Raw genomic sequence first — 17,872 nt, 5'->3', positions numbered from 1 at the left:
GTATGGCAACGGTTTCGGGTAAAAAGCTCTTCGTCGGCCCGCGGTTCCGCCGTATCCGGCAACAGCTTGGGCTGTCGCAGACCCAGATGGCGGAGGGACTCGGCATCTCTCCGAGCTACGTCAATCTGATCGAGCGCAACCAGCGCCCGGTCACCGCTCAGATCCTGCTTCGTCTCGCGGAAACCTACGACCTCGATCTGCGCGATCTCGCCACTGCCCACGAGGATCGCTTCTTTGCCGAATTGAACGAGATCTTTTCCGATCCGCTGTTCCGGCGGATCGACATCCCGAAGCAGGAACTGCGCGATCTGGCCGAACTGTGCCCCGGCGTGACTCATGCGCTGCAGCGCCTCTATGCCGCCTACACCGAGGCGCGGCGCGGCGAGACGCTGGCCGCCGCACAGTTTGCCGACCGCGACGAAGGCGCGCGCTTTGAGACCAATCCGATCGAGCGCGTGCGCGACCTGATCGAGGCCAATCGCAATTATTTCCCTGAACTCGAACAGGCGGCGGAAAACCTGCGCGACGAGATCAACGTTCCGGCGCAGGAACTTTTCGTGGCGCTGAGCGTGCGGCTGCGGGAAAAGCATTCGATTCAGACGCGCATCATGCCGGTGGACGTCATGCGCGAAACGCTGCGCCGATTCGACCGTCACCGCCGCCAACTTCTGATTTCCGAACTGGCGGACGGACCCGGTCGCGCCTTCCAGCTTGCGTTCCAGATCGGACTCGCCGAATGCACGCCCGCTTTTGACACGATCATCGCGCGCGCCGGCCCACTCGACGACACATCACGCCGGCTCTACCGCATCACGCTGGCGAACTATTTCGCCGGTTGTGTGCTGATGCCCTACCAGGCCTTCCATGCGGCCGCGGAATCGCTCGGCTACGACATCCACGTCCTGGCGCAGCGATTCAACACAGGCTTCGAGCAAGTGTGCCATCGCCTGACCACGCTGCAACGGCCAAACGCGCGCGGCGTGCCGTTCTTCATGCTGCGCGTCGACAACGCCGGCAACGTCTCCAAGCGTTTCTCGTCGGGCACGTTTCCGTTCTCGAAATTCGGCGGCACCTGCCCCTTGTGGAACGTCCACTCCACCTTCGATACGCCCGATCGTCTTTTGAAGCAGGTGATCGAACTGCCCGACGGCAGCCGCTATTTCTCGATCGCGCAGATGGTGCGCCGTCCGGTTGCGCCGCATCCGCAGGCGCAGCCGCGCTTCGCCATCGGCCTGGGCTGCGAAATCAGACACGCATCAAGGCTGGTTTATGCCGCGGGCATGGACCTCGACAACGCCGAAGGCACGCCGATCGGCGTCAACTGCCGGCTGTGCGAGCGCGAGAACTGCGCCCAGCGCGCCGAGCCGCCGATCACCCGCACGCTGATTTTGGATGAAACCACGCGGCGCGTGACGAGCTTTGCGTTTTCGAATGCGAGGGAGGTGTGAGGATTTTCCTTCGTCATTCGGGAGGAAGCGTTAGCGGCGATCTGGAAATCTTCGCCGGCGCAAGTTGAAATCGCGTGACCTGGGGTATTGATTCCTTGGAACCTGCCGCTGCGCGCGCAATTAGCGTTTTCGAGCGAAGCATATCCTTGGCCTGACCCGAGGATAAATCCGGTGCGCGTGAAGAAAACGCATCAACAATCCAGAGCTTCGCCACTGAGGAGTCTTGCACCGTCGACTATTGGAGCATCCCAGCATGAAGCGATCATTCGTGTTATGGGCAGGTCCAGCCGCTTTGGTTCTCTTCGCGATGGCTGGCGCGGTCTGGATAGCCACGCTGCCTCCGGTGCCATCGCCGGGCAAGGCAATGCCGCCGATCGCACGTCAGGAAATCGACGCCGCCATCGTGGCCTTGAAGCCGCCCAAGCGCCAGCGGCCGCTGGTCGCAATCCTGGGCATCAACGACGCCACCGAGGCTACCGATTATCTGATGCCCTATGGCATCCTTCGACGTGCCGACGTCGCCGACGTGGTGATGCTGGCGACGAGGCCGGGAACAGTGACGCTCTTTCCGGCGCTCAAGGTTGAGCCGCAAGCGACGGCTGCTGACTTCGACAGGCAGCATCCGGAAGGCGCCGACTACGTCATTGTCCCTGCCATGAGCCGCGACGACGATCCAACGGCCCTGGAGTGGATCAGGAGCCAGGCGGAAAAGGGCGCCATCATTATCGGCGTCTGCGCCGGCGCCAAGGTTGTGGGCAATACCGGACTGCTCGACGGCAGACGCACGACGACCCATTGGTATTACCTCAAGGAGTTGCGCGACAAGCATCCCGCCATCCGCTACGTCCCCGATCGCAGGATAGTTGTCGATCGCGGCGTCGCAACGACGACAGGGATTTCCGCATCCATGCCGATGTCACTCGCCCTCATCGAGGCCATTGCAGGGCGAGACAAGGCTGAGGCAGTCGGCCGCGAAATTGGCCTTCCCCGGTGGGATGCGAGCCACGACAGCGACGCCTTCCGCTTCACGCGTCCGTTCGCATTGACAGCGATCTTCAACACCATCGCGTTCTGGAACCGCGAGCAACTCGGCATCGAACTCAAGCCCGGCGTTGACGAGGTGTCGCTGGCGCTGGTCGCGGATGCCTGGTCGCGGACCTATCGCTCGCATGCGATCACGTTCGCTCCCGCCGCCGACCTCCGCACTCGCAACGGCATCCGCCTCGTCCCGGATCGGATTACGACGGACTGGCCCGCCCAGTATCGGCTCCCGGCGATCACCGATCAGCCGCCGGCTATCGTCCTGGCTCAGGTGCTTAATGCCATCGAAACCCGCTACGGACGAGGGACTGCCGACTCCGTCGCCATGCAGCTTGAATATGCCGGCGATCGGTCATCAGCCGCTGTTCCGTCTCTATAAAGTCCACGCGGCCGGGTCAGGATTCCCGGACGTCAAACACATCTGGCATCGCTTGTTGCCGGAGCGGGACGTTTTATCCGCACCGACGCGGGAGTTCATCGGTACAATTGAAGCTCAGGCCGGGGATCAGGGATAAAGCCGTCCCTGTTGGGCATCTCCACCTTCGGCAAGGTCTTCGCGTCCATGGTCTCGTTCGGTTTGATGACCTTGGCTTCCGACAGGATGTAGGCGACCAGCGCATACACGTCGTCGTCCTTGAGCGAACCGGGCGCATTGAACGGCATCGCACGCTTGATGTAATCGAATAGCGTCGTGGCATATGGCCAGTAGCTCTCCACCGTCTTGACCGGCGTCTTGCTTGCGAGCGTGCCCCGCCCGCCGATCAGACGATCACCGCCTATGCCCTTGGCCGGATTTCCCTGCAGCTTGTCGCCATGACAGGCGGCGCAGGTATTGGCAAAAATGGCCGCGCCTGCTTTTGCCGTGCCGCTCCCCGCGGGAAGTCCCGCGCCCGACGGCGGGATCGCTAAATACCTGGCCATTTCATCCGCTGTCGCATCCCGACCGAATCCGAAGTGATCGATCCTCGATTGGGCGCTCGCGCCGCCGGAGAACAGGCAGACGCCGATCGCAAGAACGAGATATTTCCTACGCATGGACATTGGTCACATCTCCCGCCTCGCTGACGGCCCAGCTCTGGATCGCGTTGAGGTGATAGACCGAACCGAACGGCCCATTGTCACCGCGTATCGCGACCAGTTGCTTGAGCGTGGGCTGGACATAGCCGGTCTCGTCGATGCAGCGGCTCTGCAGCACCGCAGCCTTGCCGTCCCACATCCATGGGAAGCTGAAGCGCACCGTGCACATCGGCTCGGGAAGCGATTCCAGGCGCGCCGGATACCAGGTCTTTCCTGAATCGAGCGAGACATCGACGGACTGGATCCGCCCGCGCCCTGTCCATGCAAGACCGCTGACGTTGTAGAAACCAGGACCGGGCAGTTTCATGTCGCCGGACGGAAACGTGATGACCGACTTCGCCTCCATGTCGAGCGTGAAGATGCGCGCCTTGCCGTCTCCGAGGAGATCGGTGTACTTGGAAGTCTCCTCGCGCGTCATGAACGGCTTGTCGCTGACCTGTAGCCTCCGCAGCCATTTGATGTGGGTGTTTCCCTCATAACCGGGAAGCAGAAGCCGCAGGGGATAACCCTGTTCGGGGCGGATCGCTTCACCGTTCTGTCCATAGACGATGAGTGCGTCCTTCAGCATTTTCTCCATCGGAATGCTGCGCGTCATGACTGCGGCGTCGGCGCCCTCCGCCAGCACCCAGGCTGCACCTTCTTTCAATCCGGTCTCGCGTGCGAACGTCGCGAACTGAACACCGGTCCATTCGGACGTGCTGAGCAGCCCGTGCGTTCCCTGCACGGTCTTCATCGTCGGCTTGTTCCACTCCGTCAGGCCGTTACCCGAACACTCGATGAAATGCTTGCGTGTCACCGAAGGCAGCCGCTTGATGTCGGCCATCGAGAACGTCATCGGCCGATCCACCATGCCGTGGATCAGCAAGTTGTGCCGGGCAGGATCGATCGTCGGTATCCCGCCGTGATGCCGCTCGAAATGGAGTCCTGAGGGCGTGATGTTGCCCAGTCCCTTGTCGAGCGGAGTGAGACTCCAGGAGGTGTTGGCGTTGGGCGTCGGGTAGCGCATGCGAACTTCGGTCTCGAACTGAGACCGCGTTCCATAGCTTTGATCCGCGACCGGGCGTCCCTGCTCTTTGGTCGGATCGTCCGGCACATTGAAAAACTCGGCACCGGGCGGCGCTTGCGCCGTCTCGGCGTGGGCGATCGTGGCCGCACCGGCTGCGCCGACGAGCGATCCCGCCGCGAACAGAAAGCCGCGCCGGCTTGAGATCATCCGACGCGGAAACATTCCATCCTTGCAGTCGCAGTCTTCCTGGAGACGCCGGGCGATCTGGCGCTGTTCGGCCATCACCATCTGCTCGGCCATGTGGCGAGCCTTGTCGTCGTAGACGACCTTTTCATCGCTGTTCAAGTTGCTCTCCTTAAGAGATTCTACGATCAGTCGAGAACCGCACCACGCCTGGTGAAGTCCCGGCTTGACGTTCAACTCGAATTCTCCGCAAAGCTGATCCCTCGCGGATGATGAAGCGTAGCGGCCGCTCGGCTCGCTTGTGAACTAACATGGTGGTGAACACGGCTTCGACCAAAGTAGGCTCGACAGCGTGTTTCTCTGCGATGAAGCGGCGCGGACGATGCGGTCGAAAGGACCGTCATGGGCTGGACTTTTCCGGCCGTGATGGAGGTTGCGATATGGAACAAGGCTTCCCATTTGCAGATGGCAGCACGTTCCGCTGTTTCGCCGTCAGCTTCCGCACCACAGAGCAAACAAAGGCATTCCCATGTCATTTTACGATTCCGCCGCGCCGGCCTTCCTGCAAACGCTCGGCGCGCTTTCCGACATTCTCAGGAAAGCCGAAGCCCATGCGGGCGCACGAAAGATCGCGCCCGAAACCCTGCTGACCGCACGGCTCTATCCGGACATGCTGCCGCTGACGCGCCAGATCCAGGTCGCCTGCGATTTCGCCGTGAAGACCTGCGCGCGGCTATCCGGTTCGGAGGTGCCGAGCACGCCCGACACGGAGAAGACATTTGACGATTTGCAGCAGCGCCTCGCCAGAGCGACGGATTACGTGAAGGGCGTTACGCCGGCCAAATTCGACGGCGCGGACGGTCGCGACGTCACCTTTCCCGCAGGCCCGGACAAGACGATGACGCTGAAGGGCCAGCAATATCTCAGTCAGTTCGCGTTACCGAATTTCTATTTCCATGCGACGACCGCCTACGACATCCTGCGCCATAACGGCGTCGAACTCGGCAAACGGGATTTCATGGGCGTGAAGTAGACGTCCGATGGATTAGCGCTTTGCGCATTACAGCAAAAGGCCGTGATCGCTCCCGGCCTTTCTCGTATTATAGCGTTTTCCAGCGACGTGGATTCCAGTTCGCGTGAAGAAAACGCGTCAGTTCGAAGCCCGCTTCGGCGGCGTCGCCGGCCACGACTTGATCAGCGTGTCGTAGTCGATGGTTTCGCCCTTCGGCTTTTCGTCGGCGAGCTTGCGCTGCGGCGCGATGTTGCCGTCCTTTGCCGATTTTTCATACCAGTATTCGGCGGTCTTCTTCGGATTGAGCTTCGGACCGCAAGCGCCCTGCACGCCGGACTTCTCGATCCGGGCCATTACCGAATCCTGGGCGGCGGCGAGCGCGTCCATCGCCTGCTGCGGCGTCTTGGCGCCGGACGAGGCATCGCCGATGTTCTGCCACCACAATTGCGCGAGCTTCGGATAATCGGGCACGTTGTTGCCGGTCGGCGTCCACTGCACGCGCGCGGGCGAGCGGTAGAACTCGATCAGGCCGCCGAGCTTCGGCGCGCGCTCGGTGAACGACTTGTCCCAGATGTCGGATTCACGGATGAAGGTGAGACCGACATGACTCTTCTTCAAGCTGACCGTCTTGGAGACGATGAACTGGAGATACAGCCAGGCGGCCTTGCGCCGATCGGGTGGCGTCGATTTCAGGAGCGTGAGCGAGCCAGCGTCCTGATAACCGAGTTTCATGCCCTCCTTCCAGTACGCGCCATGCGGCGACGGCGCCATGCGCCACTTCGGCGTACCGTCCGCATTCATCACCGGCAGACCCGGCTTCACCATGTCGGCGGTGAAGGCGGTGTACCAGAAGATCTGCTGGGCGATGTTGCCCTGCGCCGGCACCGGCCCGGCTTCGGAGAACGTCATGCCTTGCGCCTGCGGCGGTGCATACTTCTTCAGCCAGTCGAGATACTTCACGATCGAATAAACCGCGGCCGGACCGTTGGTGTCGCCGCCCCGCTCGATCGAGGAGCCGACCGGACGGCAGCCCTCCATGCGGATGCCCCATTCGTCGACCGGCTTGCCGTTCGGGATGCCCTTGTCGCCGTTGCCGGCCATCGACAGCCAGGCGTCGGTAAAGCGCCAGCCGAGCGAGGGATCCTTCTTGCCGTAATCCATGTGGCCGTAGACCTTGACGCCGTCGATTTCCTTGATGTCGTTGGTGAAGAAGTCCGCGATGTCCTCATAGGCCGACCAGTTCACCGGCACGCCGAGCTCGTAGCCGTACTTGGCCTTGAACCTGGCTTTGTAATCGGGATTGGTGAACCAGTCGTAGCGGAACCAATAGAGGTTGGCGAACTGCTGGTCGGGCAGTTGATAGAGCTTGCCGTCCGGAGCGGTGGTGAACGACTTGCCGATGAAGTCGTTGACATCGAGCATCGGATCGGTGACGTCCTTGCCCTCGCCAGCCATGTAGTCGGACAATGCGATGGTCTGACCGTAACGGAAGTGCGTGCCAATTAGATCGGAGTCATTGATCCAGCCGTCGTAGACGTTCTTGCCGGACTGCATCTGGGTTTGCAGCTTCTCGACGACGTCGCCTTCCTGGATGATATCGTGCTTGAGCTTGATCCCCGTGATCTCGGTGAAGGCCTTGGCCAGCGTCTTCGATTCATATTCGTGCGTCGTGATCGTTTCCGACACGACGTTGATCTCCATGCCCTTGAACGGTTCGGCAGCCTTGGCGAACCACTGCATCTCCTTCAACTGATCGGCCTTGGACAAGGTCGAAGGCTGGAACTCATTGTCGATCCACTTCTGGATCGTGGCGTCGTCCGCTCGCACAGGCGACGCCAGCGTCAAAGTCGCAACCAGCGCGGCGGCGCTCGTCATCGCCAGCAGGCGCGACTGGGTTGCGGGGCTTCCTCGTTTTCTCAGGTTCAGCATCTTCGTTTCCTCCGTTGCAGCACTGGATACGACTTAGGTCCGGAAACCGTTCCTTTCATCCATCAGACCGTGCGGAAGATCAGCACGGCCGCCCCGAACGACATAGCGGTCGCGAGCCACAGGCTCGATATTTCTACTCCTTCTTCCCCGACAGGAATTGTCGCGATCGAATCCGTCCCCGCGAACCCGATCCACAACAGGTGGATGACCGCAGTCGCGATCAGTGAAATGAACAACCGATCGCCGCGCGTGGTCGGGATGCGCAGGATTCCGACGCGCTCGGCTTCCGGATAGGCGGCGGCAAGATAGGTCATCGTCAGCAGCGTCAGCGCCAGCGCCGCGAAAAAAATCGCGGTCGGCCACGTCCAAGCCATCCATGCGATGTGGCTCATGGTCTAATCCTGGACCTTGCCGCGATACGAAACGCGCTCCCGCTCCCATTGGGGAGAGGGTTGGAGAGAGGTAAGGCCTCGTACGAAACTGCGGTTTTTCGTCATTGACGCCTTCCCTCACACCCGGCCGAGCGCAAAGCCGCGCGCGATGTAGTTGCGGACGAACCAGATCACCAGCGCGCCCGGAATGATGGTGAGCACGCCGGCGGCTGCAAGCAAGCCCCAATCCATGCCGGCGGCGGACACCGTGCGCGTCATCACCGCCGAGATAGGCTTGGCGTCCACCGATGTCAGCGTGCGCGCCAGCAGCAGTTCGACCCACGAAAACATGAAACAGAAAAACGCCGCCACGCCGATGCCGCTCGCGATCAGCGGCACCAGGATCTTGACGAAGAACTTCGGAAATGAATAGCCGTCGAGAAACGCGGTCTCGTCGATCTCGCGCGGCACGCTGGAAACAAAGCCTTCCAGAATCCACACTGCGAGCGGCACGTTGAACAGGCAGTGCGCCAGCGCCACCGCCCATGGCGTATCGAACAGGCCGATCGCGGAATAGAGATTGAAGAAAGGCAGCGCGTAGACCGCCGGCGGCGCCATCCGGTTCGACAGCAGCCAGAAGAACAGATGCTTGTCGCCGAGAAAGCGATAGCGCGAGAACGCATAGGCGGCGGGCAGCGCGAACGAGATCGAGATGACGGTGTTGATCAGCACATAGTTGAGCGAATGGATGTAGCCGGAATACCAGCTCTCGTCGGTGAAGATGCGCATGTAATTTTCGAGCGTCGGCTCGTGCGGCCACAGCGTCATGGTCGTGACGATCTCGGTGTTGGTCTTGAAGCTCATGTTGACGAGCCAATAGATCGGCAACAGCAGGAAGACCAGAAACAGCGAAAGGATGATCCGGCGGCCGGGAATGGACTGCATCATGCCGTTCCCTCGCTCGGCCTGCGATCCGCGCCGGCATTGGTCATGACGGTATAGAACACCCAGCACACGATGATGATGATGAGGTTGTAGACCAGCGACAACGCCGCCGCCTTGCCGAGATCGAATTGCCCGAGCGCGATCTTGACCAGTTCGATCGACACGAACGTCGTCGAATTGCCGGGGCCGCCTCCCGTGACCACGAACGGCTCGGTATAGATCATGAAGCTGTCCATGAAGCGCAACAGCACCGCGATCAGCAGCACGCGTTTCATCTTGGGCAACTGGATCGCGGTGAATACCGCCCAGCGCGAGGCGCCGTCGATCTGCGCCGCCTGATAATAAGCGTCGGGAATCGACTTGAGCCCGGCGTAGCACAGCAGCGCCACCAGGCTGGTCCAGTGCCAGACATCCATCACGATGACGGTCGCCCAGGCGTCGAACTCGTTGGAGACGTAATTGTAGTCGATGCCCATGCTGTTCAGCGTGTAGCCGAGCAGGCCGATGTCGGGACGGCCGAAAATCTGCCAGATGGTGCCGACCACGTTCCACGGAATGAGCAACGGCAAGGCGAGGATGACGAGACATGCCGCCACCCGCCAGCCCTCTCGCGGCATCGACAGCGCGACGATGATGCCGAGCGGCACTTCAATGGCGAGGATCGCCGCCGAAAAAAACAGGTTGCGCCAGAGCGAGGCGAAGAAGCGGCTACCGAGGTCGGTGGACGGATCGAGCAGTTCCTTGAACCAGCCGACGCCGTTCCAGAAAAACTGGTTGTTGCCGAACGTGTCCTGGAACGAATAATTGACCACCGTCATCAGCGGCAGCACCGCCGAGAACGCAACGGTCAGGAACACCGGCAGCACCAGGAACCAGGCTTTCTGGTTGACCGTCTTGTCCATCAGGCGCCTCCTTCGACAAGGCGACTATCGGCATAGACGTGCACGCGGGCGGGGTCGAAGACAAGACCCGCCTTCGTGCCGGGAATCGAAAAGCCAGGCGGCACACGCGCCGCGAACTTCGCATCGCCGACCCGGACCCGCGCGAACCTGACACGGCCGAGATCGTCGATCCGGTCTATCGTGGCGTCGAGAAGATCCGGTGACGGCGCCGCAACGTGAACAAATTCGGGACGCACGCCGATCTCGATGGCCGCGCCCGCCGGCAGCCTGTCATAGGCGCGCGTCAGCCGGATGACATGACCGTCGATGCGCGCCTCGCGGCCGCTCACCACGGCCGGGACGATATTCATGCCGGGTGAGCCGATGAAATAGCCGACAAACGTATGAGCCGGCTTGTCGAACAGTTCCGCCGGACTACCGCTCTGCACGACGCGACCGTCGTGCATCACCACGACGGTATCGGCGAAGGTCAGCGCTTCGGTCTGATCGTGAGTCACGTAGATCATGGTGAGATCGAGAGCGCGATGCAGCGCCTTCAGCTTCGAGCGCAGCTCCCATTTCATTTCGGGATCGATCACCGTCAGCGGCTCGTCGAACAGCACGGCGGCAACGTCCGATCGCACCAGCCCGCGGCCGAGCGAGATCTTCTGCTTGGCGTCCGCGGTCAGCCGCGTCGCCTTGCGCTCGAGGACCGGTGTGAGATCGAGCAGCGCCGCGATCTCGGCGACCCGCGCCGCGATCCTCGATCTGGCAATGCCGCGGTTCTTCAGCGGGAAAGCGAGATTCTCGCCGACGGTCATGGTGTCGTAGATCACCGGAAACTGGAACACCTGCGCGATATTGCGCCGTCGTGTCGACAGCGAGGTGACATCGACCCCGTCGAACAGGATTTTTCCGCGCGAGGGCAGCACGATGCCGGATATGAGGTTGAGCAGCGTGGTCTTGCCGCAGCCGCTCGGACCCAGCAACGCATATGCTCCGCCCTGTCGCCAGGTCATCGAGATCGGCTTCAGCGCGAAGGACTCCGGATCGGCGTCGTTGCCAGCATAGGAGTGAGCGAGATCGACGAGATCGATGCGCGCCATGCGCCGTCTCCTCACGCCGTGCCGGGTGCGGCGGCCAGACGGCCGCCGGTATCGAAAGCGAATACGTCGTCGGGATCGAGCGCGACCTTGATCTTTTGGCCCGGCAGGAATTCCTGCACACCTTCAAGCACGGCGACCCAGTCGGCCTGCGCACGCTTGATGTGCACAAAGCTTTCCGAACCCGTGATCTCGGTGACAATCACTTCAGTCGAAAATACATGGCGGCCGGTGCGGCCGTCCGCGAGTTGAAGCTGATGGGGACGGAAGCCGACGCGATAGGCGCCGTCCGGCAACGCAGCGTAAAGCCCGTTTGCCGGGGCTTCGATGCCCGCTTCGTATCGCACCGTGCCGTTCCGCTTTTCGATTCCGACAATATTTAGCGGCGGATCGGAAAACACCTGCGCAACGCGCATGGTTTCCGGATGACGATAGACCTTTGGCGTTTCGCCGACCTGCAACACCTCGCCCTCCCAGAGACAGATGGTGCGGCCGCCAAGCAGCAAGGCCTCGGATGGTTCGGTGGTCGCATAGACGAAGATCGCGCCGGAGGCCTCGAAGATGCGCGGCAGTTCGGTGCGCAGTTCTTCGCGCAGCTTGTAGTCGAGATTGGCGAGCGGCTCGTCGAGGAGAACGAGATCGGCGCCCTTCACCAGCGCGCGGGCGATCGCGGTGCGCTGCTGCTGGCCGCCAGAGAGTTGCAGCGGCATGCGATCGAGATATGGCGCGAGCTTCAGCAATTGCGCCGCCTCACGCACCCGTGCATCGATCTCGGCCTTCGGCCTGCCCTGCACCCGCAAGGGCGAAGCGATGTTCTCGTAGACCGTGAGCGAGGGATAGTTGATGAACTGCTGATAGACCATCGCGACCGAACGCTTGCGCACGTCAAGGCCGGTGACGTCCTTGCCGTCGACCAGCACGCGGCCCTGCGTCGGCTTGTCGAGGCCAGCAAGCAGACGCATGATCGAGGTCTTGCCCGCCAGCGTCGGACCGAGCAGCACGCTGAGAGCACCGCGCTCCAGCGTCAGCGACACGTCGCGGATCGTCGGCACGCCGTCGACCACCCGCGTGACATGGTCGAGGGCGACGCTCATGCTCGCGCTCCCGCTTCTCTCGGCGGGCATCCGCTCTGTGTGCGCTGCGCGGCGAGCCAGTCGTCGAGGGCTGCAATGTCGGACGCGGACATCCGCAAGCCGAGCTTGGAGCGCCGCCAGACGATATCGGCCGCGGTGCAGGCCCATTCGTGCGAAATCAGATAGCGGACTTCGCTTTCGGTCAGCGTCGCGCCGAAATCCCGCCCGAGATCGGCCATGGATTTTGCCGTGCCCAAAAGCTTTGCCGTGCGCGTGCCGTACGCATGTGCGAGACGGCTCGCATGCGCCCTTGTCAAAAAAGGATAGCCGCGCATCAACTCCGCCGTCAGCGCCGCGACCGCCGACACCTCCATGTCGCCACCGGGCAGCGGCGCTTTCGCCGTCCAGCCCTCGCGCGCTTTGGCACCTTTCAGATAGGACGACAGTTTTTCCAGCGCCTCCTCGGCGAGCCGGCGATAGGTCGTGATCTTTCCGCCGTAAACCGACAGCAGCGGAACGCCGCCCGGCGTATCGAGTTCGAACGCGTACTCGCGCGTCGCCGCCTTGGCTTCGCTCGCGCCGTCGTCATAGAGCGGACGCACGCCGGCATAGGTCCAGACCACGTCCTGCGGCGTTACCGGCTTCGCCAGATACTCGCCGACGGAAGCGCAGAGATAGGCGATCTCATCATCCGAGGCCTTTACCCTGGCGGGATCGCCCTCGTAGTCACGATCGGTGGTGCCGATCAGGGTGAAGTCGTCCTGATACGGAATCGCGAACACGATCCGGCCGTCGCTGTTCTGGAAGATGTAGGCGCGGTCGTGGTCATAGAGCTTCCTGACCACGATGTGCGACCCCTGCACCAGCCGAACTCTTGCGCGCGTGTTCACGCCCGCACCCAAGGTAAGCACCTGTTCGACCCAGGGGCCGCCCGCGTTGACCAGCACCCGCGCCGAGATGGTGCTGCGTTCTCCGCTCAACGTGTCCTCGACCGTGACGTGCCAGTGGCCGTCAGCCTGCCGGGTCTCGACCGCGCGGGTCCGCGTCCGGATGTCGGCGCCGCGATCGGCTGCATCGCGCGCGGTGAGAACGACGAGGCGGGCATCGTCGACAAAGCAGTCGGAATATTCGAAACCCTTGCGGTAGCGGCCGGCCACCAGTGGTTTGCCGACCTCATCTCGCGACAGATCGACCGAACGCGTCGGCGGCAGCAGCTTCCGCCCGCCGATATGATCGTAAAGAAACAGGCCGAACCGCAGCATCCATGTCGGCCGCAAACCCGCATGGTGCGGCAGCACGAAGCGCAGCGGGCGAATAATGTGGGGCGCGATCCGCCAGAGAATCTCGCGCTCGATCAGTGCCTCGCGAACCAGATGGAATTCGTAATATTCGAGATAGCGCAGCCCGCCATGCACCAGCTTGGTCGACACCGACGACGTGCCGCTGGCGAGGTCGTTCATTTCGCACAGGAAAACAGAGTTTCCACGTCCTGCCGCGTCGCGTGCGATCCCGCATCCATTGATGCCGCCGCCGATGACAGCGAGGTCGAAAACCTTGCCCACAAGCGCGTCCCCTCGAGGATTATCGGTCCTATAATACCATAAATATACTTCTAGATATTCACTTGCAGCTATTTACTTTCATATGTCTATTAAATCACAATCAAAAACGAAAGCAATCGCAATCGCTGCACAGGCTGTGGATCCGTTCTGACTCACGAAAACTGATCGCCGGCGGAAATCGATCGCTGGCGACCGCGAGCGGCGAAGGCTCAGCCGACGGCCCTCGGGCGTCCATCGGCGACAGGTTCGGCTTCCGCACCGTCCAGTTCCTCCGGCTTGCCCGGCATCGCCACGATCACCTCGATGCCTTGCGCCTGGCAGATCGCGTCAAGGTCGGCAGGCAGGGCCGCATCGGTGACGAAGGTCTGGATCTGGCTGATATGGGCGATGCGCACTGGCGCACTGCGGCGCAGTTTGGTGCCGTCGGCCACCAGCATGACGCTGCGCGCATTGGCGATGATCGCCTGCGATACCTGCACCTCGCGGTAGTCGAAATCCAGCAGCGTGCCTGCCTCGTCGATCGCGGAGGCACCGATAATGGCGTAATCGACCTTGAACTGGCCGATCAGGCTGGTCGCGCTGGAGCCGATCACCGCACCGTCGGAGCGACGCACATTGCCACCGGCGACAATCACCTCGATGCGCGGATGGCGATAGAGCTGCATCGCCACGTTGAGGTTGTTGGTGATGACCAGAAGGTCCTCATGCGAGGTGAGCGCGCTGGCAACCTCTTCGGTGGTGGTTCCGATGTTGATGAACAGCGAGCAGCCGTTGGGAATCCGCGCTGCCGCCGCCACGCCGATCGCCTTCTTTTCCTCGGCCGCGACGAAGCGGCGAGCCTCATAAGCGAGATTTTCAATGCCGGAGGCGATGATGGCGCCGCCGTGAATGCGCGTCAGCGTACGCTGGTCGCAGAGATCGTTGAGGTCCTTGCGGATAGTCTGGGCAGACACCTCGAAACGGCGGGCAAGCTCATCCACCATGACCCGTCCAAACGCGCGGGCAATGTTCAGGATATCGGATTGACGCTGGCTAAGGCCGGCCACCGCTGCAGCACCTCGAGACCCACGGACATCCAGGATGCCTATGCTACAACGTTTTCGAGCGACGTGGATACCGGTTCGCGTCAGGAAAACGCGTCAAAATAAAAGCTTCCGGCTCCTGCCTTCTGATTTCCTCAGAAGCTTAGAGACCCGCCGTCAAGCGACCGGCGCAGCATTGCTGCATCCGCCGCTCGGCATCAGAATGGGAATCTCGGTAAAGCCCGACGGAGCGATTTCACGAAATCGGGACAGGCGGGTTTTTGCGCGCGCTGCTTGGCGGCACGCTCCGCGTCGCGGGCGCTGCGGAACAGCTTGCCGTCCAGCGAGCTGAATCGCTGTGAGGCCGAAAAGAACCGGAACCCGGCGCGATCGCGCACCACGATGCCCGCGGATTCCGAACCGACTTCGATGATATAGGTCTTCGACATATCCCACTCGCATTTTTCCGGCCGAAAGGCCGCGCCGATAACGGGCAATGGCGGGAAACGTTCCCTGTCGCACCATCAGGATATGGACATGGTTCTGATGTTCGCAACTAGAATCGGTCGAGGTTGGGCGCCGATCGGATCGACGAGTTTGCGGGGCGGACCCCGCGGTAGCAGCCGTTCCGATTCAGCGAGCAGGCAAGTCAGGAAGTGGTCGGCTATGCCGAGACCGGCGGGTCGGCCTGCGGAACCTCGCGCGGACGGCCTTGATCGTCGATCGCGACATAGGTGAACTTGCCGTCGGTGACGAGGATGAACTGCATCTCCTTGCGGCGCATCACCCAGGCTTCCAGATGCACCGTGATCGAGGTCCTGCCGATGCGGACCAGCGTGGCATGGACGGAGACGAGATCGCCGACATAGACCGGCTTGCGGAAGTTCATGGCGTCGATGGCAACGGTCACGGTGCGTGATTTCGCGAGCTTTGACGCGAAGATGCCGCCGCCGATGTCCATCTGGCTGAGCAGCCATCCGCCGAAAATATCGCCGTTCTGGTTGGTGTCCGCGGGCATGGCCAGCGTCCGGGTGCAGAGTTCGCCGAGCGGCGTGCTCTCATCGATCGCCGGGGCGTGAACGGCCGTCGTGTCCCTCGTCTGGGCATCCGTCATCGATCTCACCTTATTTGAAGGTATCCCAGCCGGCGTCCGGCGCAAAACGGACGCCGAATTTTTGCGCAAGCTCGCGCAGGTTGGCAGCGACGTTATCGGGGCCACGGGCGCGCGCATAGTTCAGCGGCCCGCCGCGGAATGGCGCATAGCCGGTGCCGAAGATCATCGCGCCATCGACCAGATCGGGATCATCGACGATGCCTTCGCGCAAACATGCGACGCAAACGTTCGACATCGGCAGCACCAGCCGATCGATCATGTCCGGCGTGATCTGCGACCTGCTCGCGGTGCCCTTGTCGGCCTTGCCGTCGCGCCATGTGTAAAAACCCTGACCGGTCTTGCGGCCAAGCTCGCCTTTCGCGACCTTCTCACGCAGCCAGTCCGGCGGCGGCGGCAGCAAATCGCCGAGCTTTGCGCGCAGCTCGTCGCCCACCGCGAGACAGATATCCAGGCCGACCTGATCGGCGAGTTCGATCGGCCCCATCGGCATGCCGAATTTTTCCGCGGCCGCGTCGATCACGGTCTTGTCGATGTTCTCATCCAGCATCAGCATGGCTTCGAGCATATACGGCGTCAGCGCGCGGTTGACGAGGAAGCCCGGCGAGCTCTTCACAGGCAGCGGCAACCGGTCGATAGCGCCGACGAATGCCATTGCCTCTTTCAACACCTGCGGGTCGGCGGCATCGTGGCTGACCACCTCGACCAGTTGCAGCCGCGACACCGGATTGAAGAAATGCACGCCGACCAGCCGCTCCGGATGCTGCAGCGTGGTCCGCAGCTCCTGCAGCGGAATGCTCGACGTGTTGGTGGCGAGGATCGCGCCCGGCTTCATTTTCGGCTCGATACCGGCATAGACCTTCTGCTTCAGTTCGAGCTTTTCCGGCACTGCCTCGATGATGAGATCGGCGTTGCGCACGCCCTCGCCCTCGAGGTCGGGCATCAGGCGGTCGTGCGCGTCGCGGATGTCGGTGCGCTTGCGCATGATCTTGCCGTAGAGGATCGCGGCGCGCTTGATTGCGCCGGCGATCGGCTCCGGCTTCATGTCGGCGAGCGTCACGCGGATGTCCTGATGCGCACACCAGGCGGCGATGTCGCCGCCCATGGCGCCGGCGCCGATGACGTGCAGATGCTTCACGACGTTGCCGCCGCCGGCGAGTTTTTTCATCTGCTCGCGCAGGAAGAACACCCGGATCAGGTTCTGCGCCGTCGACGTCACCATCAGCCCGGCGAAGGATCGCTTTTCGGCCGCCAGCATTCCGGCCTTGCTGCCACCATGCTTCTCCCAGAGATCGATCAGCGCATAGGGAGCCGGATAGTGCTCTTGCGATACCGCTTTCTCCGTTTCCTTGCGCATCCGCGAGGCCAGAAAGCCGCGGACGGGGCCGAGGTTCAGCAACCCATTGAGCGCAGACCGGGCGCGCTTCAGCCGGCCGGCGACCGCATCCTTCACCGCGCCTCGGACATGGCGCTCCTGAGTCACGGCATCGACAAGACCGAGCGATTTCGCCTTCCGCGCGTCAATGGTCTTGCCGGTCAACATCAGCGTCATCGCCTGCATCGGATTGACCAGCCGGGTAAACCGAACGGTGCCGCCAAGGCCGGGATGAAGGCCGAGCATCACTTCCGGAAAGCCGAAACGCGCATTGTCGATCGCGATCCGAGTTCGGCACGCCAGCGCCAACTCGAGCCCGCCACCAAGGCAAAAGCCGTGGATCACGGCGACGGTCGGAATCTTCAGCGCCTCAAGTCGGTCGATGATGCCGTGGGCGCGGCCGATCGTGGTTTCCACCTCGGTCGGATCAACAGCGCCGCGGAATTCATTGACGTCGGCGCCTGCGATGAAGCCGGAGGTCTTCGCCGAGCGGATCACGATGCCGGCGGGCGGATGACCTTCGAGCACGGTCAGGATCGCGCCGAACTCCTCCATCACATCCGACGACAGCGTATTGGCGCTGGAATCGGCGCGGTCGAACAGCAGCCACGCCACGCCGTCCTCGTCGCGGGTCAGTTTGAAATTGCGATAAGGGCCGCTCGCATCGGGCTTCGGCCCGAGTTCCAGCACGCGATCCTTGAGAACGTCCAGTACTTTCGAATCCATGACGCCC

Annotated in this window: 16 protein-coding genes; 3 read left to right on the top strand and 13 right to left on the bottom strand. The window is 62.2% G+C overall.

The window, feature by feature from the left end; translation table 11 throughout:
- The first annotated feature begins 2 nt into the window (after nt 1-2).
- Nucleotides 3-1,448 carry a helix-turn-helix domain-containing protein gene (locus ACS3WA_RS04380; RefSeq protein ID WP_438277336.1) on the top strand — a complete coding sequence of 482 codons (1,446 nt, stop codon included), beginning with the start codon at nt 3-5 and terminating at the stop codon, nt 1,446-1,448.
- A 253-nt stretch (nt 1,449-1,701) separates the two neighbouring features.
- A complete protein-coding gene (locus ACS3WA_RS04375) occupies nt 1,702-2,868 on the top strand; it encodes a DJ-1/PfpI family protein (RefSeq protein ID WP_438277335.1) in 1,167 nt (388 codons plus the stop codon).
- 95 nt (nt 2,869-2,963) lie between these two features.
- Here the strand turns inward: ACS3WA_RS04375 and ACS3WA_RS04370 are convergent, their stop codons facing one another.
- Nucleotides 2,964-3,530 (bottom strand): c-type cytochrome, encoded by a 567-nt coding sequence (locus ACS3WA_RS04370; protein ID WP_438277334.1) that lies wholly within the window; start codon nt 3,528-3,530, stop codon nt 2,964-2,966.
- The gene (soxC, locus tag ACS3WA_RS04365; protein WP_438277399.1) at nt 3,517-4,794 is read right to left on the bottom strand and encodes a sulfite dehydrogenase; all 1,278 of its coding nucleotides are present in this window, start codon (nt 4,792-4,794) and stop codon (nt 3,517-3,519) included. The genes ACS3WA_RS04370 and soxC overlap by 14 nt, the downstream gene beginning before the upstream one ends.
- Nucleotides 4,795-5,284: 490 nt before the next feature.
- Between soxC and ACS3WA_RS04360 the strand changes: the two genes are divergently transcribed.
- Nucleotides 5,285-5,788, top strand: a complete 504-nt coding sequence (locus tag ACS3WA_RS04360; protein WP_438277333.1) for a DUF1993 domain-containing protein — start codon at nt 5,285-5,287, stop codon at nt 5,786-5,788.
- A 117-nt stretch (nt 5,789-5,905) separates the two neighbouring features.
- On the opposite strand, the gene ACS3WA_RS04355 is transcribed toward ACS3WA_RS04360, so the two are convergent.
- From ACS3WA_RS04355 to ACS3WA_RS04305, 11 genes are all read right to left on the bottom strand, one after another.
- Complete coding sequence (locus ACS3WA_RS04355) at nt 5,906-7,642, bottom strand: ABC transporter substrate-binding protein (RefSeq protein ID WP_438277398.1); 1,737 nt, start codon at nt 7,640-7,642, stop codon at nt 5,906-5,908.
- Between the two features lie 116 nt (nt 7,643-7,758).
- Complete coding sequence (locus ACS3WA_RS04350) at nt 7,759-8,088, bottom strand: DUF2160 domain-containing protein (RefSeq protein ID WP_438277332.1); 330 nt, start codon at nt 8,086-8,088, stop codon at nt 7,759-7,761.
- Between the two features lie 117 nt (nt 8,089-8,205).
- Nucleotides 8,206-9,012, bottom strand: coding sequence for a carbohydrate ABC transporter permease (locus tag ACS3WA_RS04345; protein ID WP_438277331.1), 807 nt, complete (start codon nt 9,010-9,012; stop codon nt 8,206-8,208).
- Nucleotides 9,012-9,914 (bottom strand): carbohydrate ABC transporter permease, encoded by a 903-nt coding sequence (locus ACS3WA_RS04340; RefSeq protein ID WP_438277330.1) that lies wholly within the window; start codon nt 9,912-9,914, stop codon nt 9,012-9,014. Before ACS3WA_RS04340 ends, ACS3WA_RS04345 begins: the two co-directional genes overlap by 1 nt.
- Nucleotides 9,914-10,999: an ABC transporter ATP-binding protein gene (locus ACS3WA_RS04335; protein WP_438277329.1), complete on the bottom strand. Its 1,086-nt coding sequence runs from the start codon at nt 10,997-10,999 to the stop codon at nt 9,914-9,916. The genes ACS3WA_RS04340 and ACS3WA_RS04335 overlap by 1 nt, the downstream gene beginning before the upstream one ends.
- Before the next feature lie 11 nt (nt 11,000-11,010).
- Entirely contained in the window at nt 11,011-12,090 is a 1,080-nt protein-coding gene (locus ACS3WA_RS04330; RefSeq protein WP_438277328.1) for an ABC transporter ATP-binding protein, read from the bottom strand.
- Nucleotides 12,087-13,631 carry a glycerol-3-phosphate dehydrogenase gene (glpD, locus tag ACS3WA_RS04325; RefSeq protein ID WP_438277327.1) on the bottom strand — a complete coding sequence of 515 codons (1,545 nt, stop codon included), beginning with the start codon at nt 13,629-13,631 and terminating at the stop codon, nt 12,087-12,089. Before glpD ends, ACS3WA_RS04330 begins: the two co-directional genes overlap by 4 nt.
- A 209-nt stretch (nt 13,632-13,840) precedes the next feature.
- On the bottom strand, nt 13,841-14,677 hold the full coding sequence (locus ACS3WA_RS04320; RefSeq protein WP_438277326.1) for a DeoR/GlpR family DNA-binding transcription regulator: 837 nt from the start codon (nt 14,675-14,677) through the stop codon (nt 13,841-13,843).
- A gap of 194 nt (nt 14,678-14,871) precedes the next feature.
- Nucleotides 14,872-15,102: a hypothetical protein gene (locus ACS3WA_RS04315; protein ID WP_438277325.1), complete on the bottom strand. Its 231-nt coding sequence runs from the start codon at nt 15,100-15,102 to the stop codon at nt 14,872-14,874.
- Nucleotides 15,103-15,317: 215 nt separating this feature from the next.
- Complete coding sequence (locus tag ACS3WA_RS04310; protein ID WP_438277324.1) at nt 15,318-15,767, bottom strand: acyl-CoA thioesterase; 450 nt, start codon at nt 15,765-15,767, stop codon at nt 15,318-15,320.
- Nucleotides 15,768-15,777: 10 nt separating this feature from the next.
- Nucleotides 15,778-17,865 (bottom strand): 3-hydroxyacyl-CoA dehydrogenase NAD-binding domain-containing protein, encoded by a 2,088-nt coding sequence (locus tag ACS3WA_RS04305; protein ID WP_438277323.1) that lies wholly within the window; start codon nt 17,863-17,865, stop codon nt 15,778-15,780.
- Nucleotides 17,866-17,872: the final 7 nt, after the last annotated feature.

This window comes from Nitrobacter sp. (assembly GCF_051535235.1).
Classification (GTDB): Bacteria; Pseudomonadota; Alphaproteobacteria; order Rhizobiales; family Xanthobacteraceae; genus Nitrobacter.
The sequence above is the reverse complement of the archived record's forward strand: the minus strand, read 5'-3'. Positions and strand labels throughout refer to the sequence as shown.

What these genes read in the sequence shown, in the direction of transcription:
- ACS3WA_RS04345 (WP_438277331.1), bottom strand. Translation starts at nt 9,012, where the DNA reads ATGCAGTCCATTCCCGGCCGCCGGATCATCCTTTCGCTGTTTCTGGTC.
- ACS3WA_RS04335 (WP_438277329.1), bottom strand. Translation starts at nt 10,999, where the DNA reads ATGGCGCGCATCGATCTCGTCGATCTCGCTCACTCCTATGCTGGCAAC.
- ACS3WA_RS04380 (WP_438277336.1), top strand. Translation starts at nt 3, where the DNA reads ATGGCAACGGTTTCGGGTAAAAAGCTCTTCGTCGGCCCGCGGTTCCGC.
- ACS3WA_RS04355 (WP_438277398.1), bottom strand. Translation starts at nt 7,642, where the DNA reads ATGACGAGCGCCGCCGCGCTGGTTGCGACTTTGACGCTGGCGTCGCCT.
- ACS3WA_RS04375 (WP_438277335.1), top strand. Translation starts at nt 1,702, where the DNA reads ATGAAGCGATCATTCGTGTTATGGGCAGGTCCAGCCGCTTTGGTTCTC.
- ACS3WA_RS04340 (WP_438277330.1), bottom strand. Translation starts at nt 9,914, where the DNA reads ATGGACAAGACGGTCAACCAGAAAGCCTGGTTCCTGGTGCTGCCGGTG.
- ACS3WA_RS04310 (WP_438277324.1), bottom strand. Translation starts at nt 15,767, where the DNA reads ATGACGGATGCCCAGACGAGGGACACGACGGCCGTTCACGCCCCGGCG.
- ACS3WA_RS04305 (WP_438277323.1), bottom strand. Translation starts at nt 17,865, where the DNA reads ATGGATTCGAAAGTACTGGACGTTCTCAAGGATCGCGTGCTGGAACTC.
- ACS3WA_RS04315 (WP_438277325.1), bottom strand. Translation starts at nt 15,102, where the DNA reads ATGTCGAAGACCTATATCATCGAAGTCGGTTCGGAATCCGCGGGCATC.
- ACS3WA_RS04370 (WP_438277334.1), bottom strand. Translation starts at nt 3,530, where the DNA reads ATGTCCATGCGTAGGAAATATCTCGTTCTTGCGATCGGCGTCTGCCTG.
- ACS3WA_RS04350 (WP_438277332.1), bottom strand. Translation starts at nt 8,088, where the DNA reads ATGAGCCACATCGCATGGATGGCTTGGACGTGGCCGACCGCGATTTTT.
- ACS3WA_RS04360 (WP_438277333.1), top strand. Translation starts at nt 5,285, where the DNA reads ATGTCATTTTACGATTCCGCCGCGCCGGCCTTCCTGCAAACGCTCGGC.
- ACS3WA_RS04330 (WP_438277328.1), bottom strand. Translation starts at nt 12,090, where the DNA reads ATGAGCGTCGCCCTCGACCATGTCACGCGGGTGGTCGACGGCGTGCCG.
- soxC (WP_438277399.1), bottom strand. Translation starts at nt 4,794, where the DNA reads ATGTTTCCGCGTCGGATGATCTCAAGCCGGCGCGGCTTTCTGTTCGCG.